The following is an 11,849-nucleotide window of genomic DNA, read 5'->3' on the forward strand; positions in this document are numbered from 1 at the left end:
AGCCTATTCCCCCAATACCGCGGCGATATAAACAGACGGGTCCGCCATCGTTTGCGCCGCTTGTTCCACGAATCCGGCCAGTCCTTCCGCCCCAAGCCCCAGCGCAGCCGAAACAGCCAACAGCAGGCCGCAGGGAAGCAGCAGGGCGCGGACGGTTCTTGGCTCTCCTCCGGTTGGAGCGCCTTCGGGACGTATCTTCCAGAAGCCTTCCATGAACCATCGAATGATGGAATAGAGAAGCAGCAGGCTGGACAGCAATCCGATCCCGACGAGAACATACAATCCGGAGCGCAGGCCTCCCTCCAGAATGAGGAGCTTGCCGACGAATCCGCTCAGCGGCGGAACCCCGGCTACCGCAAACGCCGTGACGAAGAGCATCCAGCCAAGCAACGGGTAAGACTTGATCCATTCCCCGGTGCTCCGCAAATGTCCGGTGCCTGCCGCCAGCAGAAACGCTCCGCCAAGCAGGAAGAGCAGCGCCTTGATTACAATATCATGCATCAAGTAGTAGACAACGCCCTGCAACGATCCTTCCGTGAATGCGGCCAGACCTAGGATGATAAAGCCGACGGAAGCCACGACGTTGTAAACCAGAATGCCTTTGACGTCCTTGGCGCCAACGGCTCCAATAGTGCCGAGCACAATCGTCGCCCCTGCCATCCATGCAAGCAATTCGTGGGTAAAGCCCGGATCGTGATAAAAAATCAACGTGAATGTACGAATGAGCGCATAGATGCCGACCTTGGTCAGCAGCGCCGCGAAAATGGCTGATATGGCAGCAGGCGGCGCGCTGTACGAGCCCGGAAGCCAGAAGAACAGGAACAGGCCTGCCTTCAAGCCAAATACAAAGAGAAACATCAGCGCGATAATATTCATGAGGCCGTCCTGCCCCATCTCTGCGACACGCACAGACAAATCCGCCATGTTCAAGGTTCCGACCATGCCGTACAGCAAGCCGACGGATACGACAAAAAATACAGACGACAGCATGTTGACAAGCACGTACTTGATCGACTCGCGAAGCTGCTGCTTGGTCGCGCCAAGCACAATCAGCACATAGGACGAGATCAGCATGACCTCGAAAAAGACGAACAGATTAAAGATATCGCCTGTCAGAAACGAGCCGCAAACCCCTGCTATGAGGAATTGGTAGAACGAGTGAAAATAAAAGCGTTCCCGCTTTTCTCCGATCGTCCTGCAGGCGAACAGCAAACAAATGACCGCCGTCAAGTTGGCAGCGACAACCAGCAAACCAGCCAGCATGTCCGCTACCAGTACGATTCCGAACGGCGCTGACCAACCGCCGAGCTCCAGCACCTGAATGCCCTGGGAATGAATGCGGCTCAACAGGTAAGCGGCCACTCCCGTATTGACGATCAGGCTGACAACACCGACTGCTCTCAGCCATGCCAGTGATCGGACCAGAATGAGCGCAATCCCGGTCAACACGGGAATCAGGACGGGCAATACCACTACATTATTCATCTTCCTGTCTCCTTAGTTGTTCCATATCATCAGTCCCCAATTGTTTATAGGTCCGGTAAGCCAGCACCAGAATGAATGAAGTGACCCCAAAGCTGATCACGATTGAGGTCAAAATGAGCGCCTGCGGAAGCGGATCGGCATAAGCTGCTGCTTCCTCGCCCAGAAGCGGCGGCGCGCCGCGCTTCAAGCCGGCCGTGGTCATCAGCAGCAAATGGGCGCCATGACTGAGCAGCAGCGTACCCAATACGATGCGCAGCAAGCGTCTGGTGAGGATCAAATAGGTTCCGACCATAAACAGAACGCCGATTAAAATCGCCATCAACAATTCCATTAGGATTGATCCTCCCCGATTGCCAGAATGATGGTCATGGTTATGCCGACTACCGTCAAATAAACGCCGAGATCAAACAAGACCGCAGTCGCCAGCTCCGTCTTCTCGCCGAACAGCGGCAAGTCGAAATAGTCAAAGGTATGGGAGAGAAACGGAGCCCCGAACAAGAAGGAACCGAGACCGGTAGCCACAGCGATCAGCAGACCGACGGCCGTCATCGTAATGTAGTTGACAGGTATCGCCTTCTTCATGCTTTCCAGATCAAATGCCAGATACATCAACACGAGCGCCGATGCGGTCACCAGGCCGCCGATGAAGCCTCCGCCCGGATTGTTGTGTCCGGCGAAGAACAAATACAAGGAAAACGCCAAGATGATGAAAGTGATTACCTTCGTCGCCGTTCTCAATATGACGTCATTGATGTTCACGGTAATCCCCTCCCAATCGAAGCTTGATAAGCGCGTATATCCCGATCGCGGCGATGCCAAGCACCAATATCTCGAGCATCGTATCGAAGCCCCTGAAGTCGACCAGGATGACATTGACGACGTTGTCTCCGCCAGCCTCATCATGAGCGTTGGCAATAAAGTAATCCGAGATGCTGTCGAACGGCCGAACCCCTTGCACAGCCAAGGTCAGGATCGTTATGATGGCCCCTACGCCAATTGCTATAAGGAAGTTGACCGATTGGAAGCGAACCCGGTTCATATCGCGGCGCAGCTTCGGCAAATGATAGAAGCAAAGCAGGAACAGCGCAACCGAAACGGTTTCGACAACCAGCTGGGTAAGCGCCAGGTCCGGCGCCCGCAAAATGACGAAGTACAAGGATACCATATACCCGACTGCGCCAGCCGCCAATATGGCGGACATGCGGGAGGACACGAGCACGATTGCCGCAGCCGCACCGGCTAGAATCAGCCCGAGCAGCCACTCGTAAGCCGCAAGCGGCGCATAGCCCGAAGCCTGCAGCGTAGGCTGAATGAAAGCCAGACTTCCCCCGATAACGAGGATGAAGAACAGGAAAATGTAAATCAGATAGGTTCGCAACGAGCCGCTCATGTACGCTTCCGTACCTTTGGACGAACCGCGTTGCAGTCCTAACAGCATCCCGTCATACAGACGGTTCAGCGTCAAGCGCTGAGGCAAATGATCGTAAAGCGATACCCAGCGGCGAAGGGTCAGGACGAGAAGCAGTCCGACGGCAACCACGCCCATCGTCATGAACAACTCTGCCGTCCAGCCGTGCCAGAATGAAATATGCGTTTCAAAGTGATCACCCGGCGCCAGCAGATTCGGCAGTATCGCCGAGACAGCCGGTTCCAGCAAGGAATGGGCAATCAGGTTCGGATAAAATCCGACCAGCAGCACAAGCGAAGCAAGCACAATTGGCGGAATGAGCATGCCAATCGGCGCTTCATGCGGCTTCTTCTCCAGCTTTTCCGGCTGAAGCTTGCCAAGGAATGTGCGCATCACCAGCATCAGACTGTATACAAACGTAAAGACGCTGGCGACGACTGCAATAATCGGAAACAGGATGCCCCATGTTTCCAGAGCGAACACATCGGCCTCCAGCACTTTCAGCATGCCGGTAAAGAACATTTCCTTACTCAAAAAGCCGTTGAACGGCGGCAGCCCGGCCATGGAAAGTCCGCCGACAACCGCTATCGTAAAGGTTATCGGCATCAAGGACATCAACCCGCCAAGCTTGCGAATATCGCGCGTGCCGGTTTCATGGTCAACGATGCCGGCAACCATGAAGAGCGCGCCCTTGAAGGTGGCGTGATTGAAGAGATGGAAGACAGCAGCCAGCACAGCCGCATAGAACAGTCTCTCATCGGCTGCATCATACAGCACTGCCAACGACCCGACTCCAAGCAAGCTCATGATCAGACCGAGCTGGCTGACAGTGGAGAAGGCCAGAATCGACTTCAGATCCGTCTGTTTGACCGCCGAGAACGATCCCCACAGCAGCGTGAACAGACCGAATCCGGCTACCAGCCAGAACCATTCCGCCTGTCCTGCAAATATTGGCGTCATGCGGGCTACCAGGTACAGGCCCGCCTTGACCATTGTGGCAGAATGAAGATAAGCGCTGACCGGCGTAGGAGCTTCCATCGCATCTGGAAGCCAGATATGAAACGGGAACTGCGCCGACTTCGTAAAAGCGCCGAGCAATACAAGCACAAGGGCCGGTATAAACAGCGGGTCGCCGGCTATGTGAGGCGCTTGCTCCACAAGCCCGCGGATGCTGAACGTTCCGCCCATCACATAGAGCAGAATGAACCCGGCAAACATGGCCATGCCGCCAAATACGGTAATCAGCATGGACTTCTGCGCACCGTACCGCGACTTTTCACGCTGCGTCCAATAGGCGATCAACAAAAATGACGCAAGGCTGGTGGTCTCCCAGAACATATACAGCAGCATCAAGTTGTCGGAAAGGACTACGCCCAGCATGGCGCCCATAAAGAGCAGCAAATACACATAGAATGCCTGCAGCCGCTCTTTGTGCTTATCCAAATAATAAATCGAATACAAGACGACCAATGTGCCGATACCCGTAATCAGCAAGGCAAACAACATACTCAAGCCATCCAGATAGACGTCAAAGTAAATGCCGTAAGACGGAATCCAAGGCATTGACGCCTCCACGCTCACGTGGCTGGAAACCTTGCCGATTTGCGAGAGCAGGCTAATCAGCAGCGCGATTGGCAGCGGAAGAACCGCCCATCCAATATGCAATTTGGGAAAAGCCTTATGTATGACCGGTATGAACACCGTCGCCAAAAATGGCGCGAGAACAATCAAATGCAACCACGACACAGTCGATACCCTCCAGTTAAAGTTTGGCTGTACCTCATTATATATGATGTCGAAACCAGATGCACATACTCAAGGAAAGCTACCCCGCTCCATCGCGAAAATCGCGCCGTCGTCTTGTGGCCGTGCTTGGCCGATTTATGAAAATCTTTACTCCCATGCATAATCTCCTCCCTTCTTGCGCATGCTTAGGAACAAATATAACCCACGATCAAAAAAAAGGAGACAGCCCCACCATGCTGAAACGGTCCAAAATTGTAACCGGTCTCGGCATTTTCTTGATTCTGTGGTTGACCGCCTGGTATCTACACGGCATGCTCGCGGAGCATCACTATCCGCCTCCACACTCCGATGAAACGCGCTCGCTGCAAGTGGAGGCCGACAACGCCTCATTCGGCCCTCGCGAATATATCCGTATCCGCAAAGCTGAATGGAATCAAGAGGAGCAACTTGAGACCTTGCCCAAGCCGTAGCGAGCGTTCCCTTCGCTCATCGCTGCATAGAAAAGAGATAGCCAATCAACAGGCTATCTCTTTTCTTTACGCAACTGCTATAGGGCCGGTTTCAAAACTTTTTCCGCATCCTCCACCGCATAATCGCTGAAAGTGGAAAGCACGCTGTTGTATTCAGCAAAGTCATTGACCTTGATACCGGCATATAACTGTTTCACCGTTTCGCTGGGCAGGCTGCTTTCCAGGTATTCCACATTCAATTGGAAAAAGGTTTGAAGCACTTTGTCCTCTTCCGGCCTGCCATCAAATAAGGACAAATGCCCGCCTTGGTCCACGCCGAAATAAGCGTTCGATTTGCAATAGGGGGACAAGTCGTCGATCTGCTGCACGAAGCGAATCTCGCTGCCGGATCTTGTAAGCTGCCAGTCTGGATGCTCGGCGGCGAATTGCTCCACCTGGACTGCGCTCATCTGCCCGAGCGACTGTCGATCCTCGCCGCAAACATACTGATTTTCCAGCCAGACATCATACACAGATTCCTCCAAATTCGATGCACCGGGGTCCCACACCTGCACGGCATCCTGATTGCTCCGATTGTCGGCAATCCCCAGAATCGCAATGACGGTTACGAATAAGACGGCCAACGTCAGCCAGCTTTTTTTTCTGCGCAATCTTTTTTTGATGTGCCTCCATAGACGGGAAACATTCACTGCAATCCCCTTCTTATCCTGCTTTTTTTACAGTATGGGCAAGGGGACGGCAGAATATGCGCGACTGGTTACAAATTAATCCACGGTGTATTTTTTGATTTTGCTGCTGTTTTACCTGCGCGGCTATGCGTCCGCGCCTTCCGCTTTAATTTTTTGGCGCGTTGCTGCTTCGGAGCCGCAGCTTCCGCAGTCTGCGCTTCCCGATCCTGTTCTGTCCCTTCTTCCGCTCTATAGTCTTGGTCCTGGCTATCGCCATTGGCGAATGCTTCCTCCCCGTTGCGCGTATACGGCGCATAGGACGCAAAGGGAGAATAAGACGTATACGGTGAATAGGCAGGCGGAGAGTAGGCAGATGGCGTTTGCTCATAAGCTGTACCGTACGCATACGGCGTCATATACGTCATAGGAGGATAGTAGCTGCCAGCGGGCTGCATCCAATAAGGGGACGCTTGGTACGAATACGGCGGTGCCGCAATTGGATAAGGAACAGCCATTGTCTCTGCGTAGCTGCTTGGGGACGTACCCATGCAGGAATGGCACTGGCGGCTCTCCTCATTTTGTGCTTGCTTCTGGCCTAATCCAGGATAGTGCGGCTCCATGCCAGCCCATTCATAGGGAACGCCCCAAGGCTGTTCAGCCATGCCCGGGATTTCGGGCAATTCATGAAAGGAACCGGCTTCGTACGCCGGAACATTCCCTTGATGAAAGGGATGTTTGGCATGACCCGCATCGGCTGCGTCCTGTTGCGCGTTGTTCTTGTCATTCTGCTGTTCATTCATTGGCGCCTCCGCTTCCTCGGCCTCATCATCTTCCACTTGATCCACTGGCTGTTCCGCGTCCAGCACCTCATATTCATAATCCAGCTCCGACTTCGAATCTCTGGCCCCCGGACCATACATTTGCGAGACAGTGGCATGAGGGGGGGCAGACGGCACCTTGAGCTTCGTTCCCGGCTGCAGGCGCGCCGGATCAACAAGCTGGGGGTTTGCCGTATAAATCGTTGCTGCATCCACCCCATATTTGGCGGCCAGCCCGTTTAAGGTATCTCCTTTTTTCACGATATGGATTTTCACTTTGGAACCTCCTCCGAAAAATCTATTACAGTCTATGCGCCAATTGGGCATTTGACATCATAAATTTTCAAACGTGCAGCCTGACGACCTCCGTCCGTGCAGTTCAAAGCAGAAAAGAGAGATGCTAACGTGACGCATTCCTCATGTTCACGAAAAAAAAGCCCGGTTCATGCGCCGCACGCACAACCAGACTTTTGTGTCCAAATAAGCCCCTATTCGTTTAGTCAAAAACCTTTACGCCGTCCTGATCCACGATTCCCCGGAATTCTTGCAGCAATCGAGTCGTAACCGGACCCGCCTTGCCTTCGCCAATGATGCGGCCGTCAACCTCGCGCACCGCAATGACTTCTGCCGCTGTGCCGGTCAGGAACACCTCATCGGCAATATAGACATCATGCAGGGCAAACGGCTCTTCCTTCACTTTATAGCCGACCCTTTCGCAAATTTCCATAATCGCCGCGCGCGTAATGCCTTCCAGTGCGCCAACATAGCTTGGCGGTGTGGTAAGCACGCCATTTTTTACAATGAAGATGTTGTCGCCGGAGCCTTCTGCCACATATCCCTGCGAGTTGAGCATCAGCGCTTCCCCGACACCGGCCAGGTTCGCCTGAATCTTGACCAGAATATTGTTCAGATAGTTCAGCGATTTGATCTTCGGATTCAAGGCATCCGGCACGTTGCGTCTTGTGGAGACGGATACGATCTTCAAGCCGTTCACATACGCCTCTTCCGGGTAGATGGCAAGCTGCTCCACTATAATGATGACGTTCGCTTTGGGCGCGCGACGCGGATCCAGACCCAGATCGCCAGGGCCACGCGAAACAACCAGCCGGATCTATCCATCTCGCAGGCCGTTGCGGCGCACCGACTCTATAAGCGCATGCTGCATCTCATCGTAGGAAAGCGGAATTTTCAAGTCAATCGACTTGGCCGAGTCATACAGCCGATCCAAGTGTTCCTTGCATTTGAAAATGTTGCCGTTATAAATCCGAATGCCTTCGAAGATGCCGTCCCCATACAAAAAGCCGTGATCATATACCGAGACTTTGGCGTCTTCCTTTGCGACAAATTCCCCATTAAGGTAAATCCATTGCGCCATCTAACCTTGCACCTCCGTATTTACGCTTTCGTAAGAATAACATTGATAAGAGCCGAGAATCCTTACCTGACAGCCAATCGCCTCTACTTCCTGCAGGGCGGCAGGCAACAAGACTGAATCCATGGTCTCTTCAATATCGATATAGAAAAATAACTGCCAAGCTTCTTCTTCGTCGGCCTCGATTCGATCTTGGACAAATTGATGCGCCTCCATGCAAAAGCGGATAGCACCTGGTGGAGCGCGCCAGGATAGTCCTCAGGCAGCGTCACCAAAATTGTCGTTTTGGCTTGTCCGGCCGACGGATGATGGAACGCCCGATTGCCGACAAGGATGAACCGGGTAAAGTTGTTATGGTGGTCTGTTATATTATGCGCCAGCACCTGCAGCCCATAACGCTCTGCCGCAAGCTGAGTGCCGATCGCGGCCAGTTGTTCCGTATGCTTTTGCTGTACCGTTCGCACACCTTCAGCCGTGCTTGCAACATGCTCAAACTCCACATCGGGCAGCTCCCGCTTGAGAAATTCTCTGCACTGCGCGATGGCGACAGGAATGGACACGATTTTGCGAACATGGCCTACCCCGCTTCCATGCGGGTTGGGGAATCCGATCAAATGCTGGACAGAAGGGTACACCCATTCGGCTTGGATGGGCAATTCATTCTCATGCACGAGAAAATCAAGATGAGGATTGACGGAGCCGTCAATCGTATTCTCAATCGGAATCACGCTCAAGTCGGTATCGCCGCGCACCGTCGCAAGAAAGACATCCGCGATGGTCGGGTAGGGAGAAAATGACGCACCTTGCCCTGCAAAAATACAATTCGCCGCCTCGTGGGATACGGTGCCCTCCGGTCCAAGATACGCGATCCGCATCATGTGCTGACTTCTCCTTTAATGTTTTCGATTAATGTACACTTTCCGTCATAATGTGTCAATACTTGAGCGCCCTCCGTACAAGGCTCAAGCCAAATCGCTTCAGCCTCAATGCCATTGGCGCGGAACGTCTCCAGCATGAAGCGCTCCAGTCTGTCGTGAGCCTCTGCGGTACGATCCACCAAAGCTAGCAGGGTCGGACCAGCGCCGCTTAGGGCTGCGCCCAGTGCGCCGTACGCGGGAGCCTGCTCCAATATTTCCGGCATTCCGGGAATCAGCTGCATCCGGTACGGCTGGTGCAGCGAATCCTTCATCGCATGGCTAAGCACATCCAGGCGTCCTGTGCTCAGTGCAGCTACCAGCAGGGAGCTTCTGCTAATATTGGAGACTGCCTCTTTCATCTCTACGGCGGCCGGCAGCACGCTTCGCGCTTTGGCCGTAGACAGATGGAACTTCGGAATGACGGCCAAGCCTTTCAGCCGCGGATCCGGCTCTATGCGTATGGCCTCAGCCCGTTCCCCGTCCCAGCTGGCCACGACTATTCCGCCAAACAGAGCCGCTCCTACATTATCCGGGTGCTTTTCCAGGCGAGTCGCCATCTGGAACAGCTCATCGTCGCAGAAGGGGCGTCCTGCCAGCTCGTTGGCCGCCACCAGCGCGCCCACTATCGCAGCGGCACTGCTGCCCAGACCTCTCGTCAGCGGAATTTCGCTGTATATGCCGATGCGCAATGGCCGGCTTGGCTCGCCCGCAGCAGCAAGCAAATTTTGGGCAACCTCATACATCAGGTTGCTTTCATTAGCCGGCACACCCTCCAGATGATCGCCGTATAGTTCGACTTCTGGCGCTGCAGCCCAGGACATCTCTACCCAGGCGTACAGATTCAATGCCATGCCCAATGTGTCAAAGCCGGGTCCCAGGTTTGCGGTGCTGGCCGGAACCCGTACATACACTCGTTGTTCATTGCTCATTGCTGTCCTCCACGGTTAGGAAATAGTTCAATACGGGCTGCCGCCTCAGCCTTCCACCCGGTATACGCTCTTGATCAGCTGAACAACATCCAGCTGTTCCAGCTCCGCCAATACCCGATTCATGCCAGCACGGCTGGCATCATGCGTGATGATGATAATTTCCGCAAGCGGATTATGCTCATTCGGCTGCTGCAGAACCGATTCCAGGCTGACGTCATGCTTGGCGAACACTTGCGTAATTTGCGAAAGCACCCCAGCCCGATCAGCCACATGCAGCAGCAAAAAGTTTTTGCTGACGACCTGCTCGTCGCTCATCAGTTTTTTCTCATTGTAGGGAGCAAGACTCGTCTTGCCGCTGACGCCGAGCATGATGTTGCGGGCGATGGCGACAAGATCCGAAACGACCGAGGTTGCAGTGGGCATTTCACCCGCGCCGGGTCCGTAGAACATCGTTTCGCCAACGGCTTCTCCATACACATACACTGCGTTGAACACGCCGTTTACAGATGCAAGCGGATGCGTCTGTTTGACCATGGTCGGCTGCACGCTAAGGCTGATCGCGTCATTCTTTCGCTCTGCAATGCCAAGCAGCTTGATTTCATAGCCCAGTCTCTGCCCATATAAAATGTCTTCTTTGCTTACTTGGCTGATGCCCTTGACCGAAACATCCTCCATGGCCACATGAGTATGAAAGCCGAGCGTCCCCAGAATGGCCATTTTGTATGCCGCGTCCATCCCTTCGACATCCGAGGTAGGGTCTGCCTCCGCATAGCCAAGCTGCTGCGCTTCCCTGAGCACTTCCTCGTAAGAAGCGCCTTCCTGACTCATCTTGGACAAAATGTAGTTGGTCGTCCCATTGACGATGCCCATGATTTTGGTAATGCGATCCGAAGAGAATCCATTCACCAAGGTGCGCAGGATCGGTATCCCCCCGGCGACACTTGCCTCATAGAGCACATCGCACTGCTTCTCAGCGGCCTGAGCCAATATTTCGGCGCCGTGCTGCGCCATCAAGTCCTTGTTCGCCGTCACGACATGCTTCCCGCGCGCAATCGCCTGGAGCATCAGCTCTTTCGCCTGCGCTATGCCGCCCATAACCTCAATGACAATATCGATATCGGGATTGTCTATAATGTCGGCCGGATCCTCCGTCAACTTGGCTGTTGGCAGAGGAATGGACCTTTGCTTGCGCTTATCCTTGACCAGAATCTGTTCAATCTCAATCGGACAGCCTACCTTGCGCTGCAAATCTTCCTGATGCCCTTCAACGATCCGAACGACGCCGGTACCGACTGTGCCTAAACCGAGAAGCCCAACTTTGATCGATTTCATCGCTTCTCCTCCCATCCTTTACGTCCCGGTCTAGCCATAGACCTTATTATTGTACACCCCGGGAAATGGCAAGCGCAACGCGAAATGCGCGCTCCGGCTTGCCACCGCCTGTCCTGTCTACCCGTGTCCGATCCAATCCGCCTGCTTGACTCCGTCCAGTCGCCTGAGCTCCTCCAGCAGGCGTCCAAGCGATTCCTTCATGCCAGACGTGTCGATTGTGACGACTACATTGGCCATGCCCTGCAGCGGTATCGTCTGGTGAATGGTCAGCACATTGCCCTGCCATGCCGCAATCATCAGCAGTACGTTCGACAATACGCCCGACCGGTGATGGAGTTCCATGGATACTGTCGCCAGGCGGCTCTGCTCATGCCGGTTCAGCTCATGGACGCCATCCTTGTACTTGTAGAAGGCGCTGCGGCTCAAGCCCGCCCGCTCCACTGCCTCGTAGACGGTCTTCGCTTCGCCGGTCGCCAGCAGCTGCTTGGCGCGGACTGTCTTCAGCACGCCTTCGGGAAGCATATCCTCACGAACCAAGTAGTATGTTCCGCCAGCGGATGATTCCTGAATGGACAACGCAATCAGTCCTCTCTTGGTGGACATTTGTTCACCTATAGTGGACATTATAATCGAATCCGGATGGACTGGCAATAGGCTGATGCCAAACAGAATCGAACCGCTCCCGGGAAAATAAAAAAACATGG

General features: G+C 54.0%; 10 protein-coding genes and 2 pseudogenes. 1 reads left to right on the forward strand and 11 read right to left on the reverse strand.

Going from position 1 to position 11,849, the window contains the following annotated elements; all coding sequences use genetic code 11:
- Positions 1 to 3 precede the first annotated feature (3 nt).
- The 4 genes from XYCOK13_RS14705 to XYCOK13_RS14720 are packed head-to-tail and all read right to left on the reverse strand — an operon-like array spanning position 4 to position 4,639.
- Positions 4 to 1,485: a Na+/H+ antiporter subunit D gene (locus XYCOK13_RS14705; RefSeq protein WP_213412920.1), complete on the reverse strand. Its 1,482-nt coding sequence runs from the start codon at positions 1,483 to 1,485 to the stop codon at positions 4 to 6.
- A complete protein-coding gene (locus XYCOK13_RS14710; RefSeq protein ID WP_213412921.1) occupies positions 1,478 to 1,816 on the reverse strand; it encodes a Na(+)/H(+) antiporter subunit C in 339 nt (112 codons plus the stop codon). Before XYCOK13_RS14710 ends, XYCOK13_RS14705 begins: the two co-directional genes overlap by 8 nt.
- Positions 1,816 to 2,244 (reverse strand): Na(+)/H(+) antiporter subunit B, encoded by a 429-nt coding sequence (locus XYCOK13_RS14715; protein WP_213412922.1) that lies wholly within the window; start codon positions 2,242 to 2,244, stop codon positions 1,816 to 1,818. Before XYCOK13_RS14715 ends, XYCOK13_RS14710 begins: the two co-directional genes overlap by 1 nt.
- A complete protein-coding gene (locus XYCOK13_RS14720; RefSeq protein WP_213412923.1) occupies positions 2,231 to 4,639 on the reverse strand; it encodes a Na+/H+ antiporter subunit A in 2,409 nt (802 codons plus the stop codon). Before XYCOK13_RS14720 ends, XYCOK13_RS14715 begins: the two co-directional genes overlap by 14 nt.
- Before the next feature lie 233 nt (positions 4,640 to 4,872).
- Between XYCOK13_RS14720 and XYCOK13_RS14725 the strand changes: the two genes are divergently transcribed.
- Positions 4,873 to 5,109, forward strand: a complete 237-nt coding sequence (locus XYCOK13_RS14725; RefSeq protein ID WP_213412924.1) for a hypothetical protein — start codon at positions 4,873 to 4,875, stop codon at positions 5,107 to 5,109.
- Positions 5,110 to 5,186: 77 nt separating this feature from the next.
- Here XYCOK13_RS14725 and XYCOK13_RS21955 read toward each other — a convergent pair whose 3' ends face one another.
- The 7 genes and pseudogenes from XYCOK13_RS21955 to XYCOK13_RS14760 all read right to left on the reverse strand — a co-directional run bounded on the left by XYCOK13_RS21955 (position 5,187) and on the right by XYCOK13_RS14760 (position 11,748).
- On the reverse strand, positions 5,187 to 5,798 hold the full coding sequence (locus tag XYCOK13_RS21955; protein ID WP_244865177.1) for a BofC C-terminal domain-containing protein: 612 nt from the start codon (positions 5,796 to 5,798) through the stop codon (positions 5,187 to 5,189).
- Between the two features lie 68 nt (positions 5,799 to 5,866).
- On the reverse strand, positions 5,867 to 6,871 hold the full coding sequence (locus XYCOK13_RS14735) for a LysM peptidoglycan-binding domain-containing protein (protein ID WP_213412925.1): 1,005 nt from the start codon (positions 6,869 to 6,871) through the stop codon (positions 5,867 to 5,869).
- 220 nt (positions 6,872 to 7,091) lie between these two features.
- A pseudogene (gene ilvE / locus XYCOK13_RS14740) lies at positions 7,092 to 7,970 on the reverse strand (branched-chain-amino-acid transaminase).
- Positions 7,971 to 8,845, reverse strand: a pseudogene (pheA, locus tag XYCOK13_RS14745) (prephenate dehydratase). It abuts the pseudogene before it with no gap.
- A complete protein-coding gene (gene thrB / locus XYCOK13_RS14750; RefSeq protein ID WP_213412926.1) occupies positions 8,842 to 9,813 on the reverse strand; it encodes a homoserine kinase in 972 nt (323 codons plus the stop codon). The pseudogene pheA and the gene thrB overlap by 4 nt, the downstream one beginning before the upstream one ends.
- Positions 9,814 to 9,858: 45 nt before the next feature.
- Positions 9,859 to 11,145 carry a homoserine dehydrogenase gene (locus tag XYCOK13_RS14755; RefSeq protein ID WP_213412927.1) on the reverse strand — a complete coding sequence of 429 codons (1,287 nt, stop codon included), beginning with the start codon at positions 11,143 to 11,145 and terminating at the stop codon, positions 9,859 to 9,861.
- Between the two features lie 117 nt (positions 11,146 to 11,262).
- Positions 11,263 to 11,748 (reverse strand): ACT domain-containing protein, encoded by a 486-nt coding sequence (locus XYCOK13_RS14760; protein ID WP_213412983.1) that lies wholly within the window; start codon positions 11,746 to 11,748, stop codon positions 11,263 to 11,265.
- Positions 11,749 to 11,849: the final 101 nt, after the last annotated feature.

This window comes from Xylanibacillus composti (assembly GCF_018403685.1).
GTDB lineage: Bacteria > Bacillota > Bacilli > Paenibacillales > K13 > Xylanibacillus > Xylanibacillus composti.

Coding starts and splice junctions, on each gene's coding strand:
- XYCOK13_RS14705 (WP_213412920.1), bottom strand. CDS start 1,485: ATGAATAATGTAGTGGTATTGCCCGTCCTGATTCCCGTGTTGACCGGG.
- XYCOK13_RS14710 (WP_213412921.1), bottom strand. CDS start 1,816: ATGGAATTGTTGATGGCGATTTTAATCGGCGTTCTGTTTATGGTCGGA.
- XYCOK13_RS14725 (WP_213412924.1), top strand. CDS start 4,873: ATGCTGAAACGGTCCAAAATTGTAACCGGTCTCGGCATTTTCTTGATT.
- thrB (WP_213412926.1), bottom strand. CDS start 9,813: ATGAGCAATGAACAACGAGTGTATGTACGGGTTCCGGCCAGCACCGCA.
- XYCOK13_RS14755 (WP_213412927.1), bottom strand. CDS start 11,145: ATGAAATCGATCAAAGTTGGGCTTCTCGGTTTAGGCACAGTCGGTACC.
- XYCOK13_RS14760 (WP_213412983.1), bottom strand. CDS start 11,748: ATGTCCACCAAGAGAGGACTGATTGCGTTGTCCATTCAGGAATCATCC.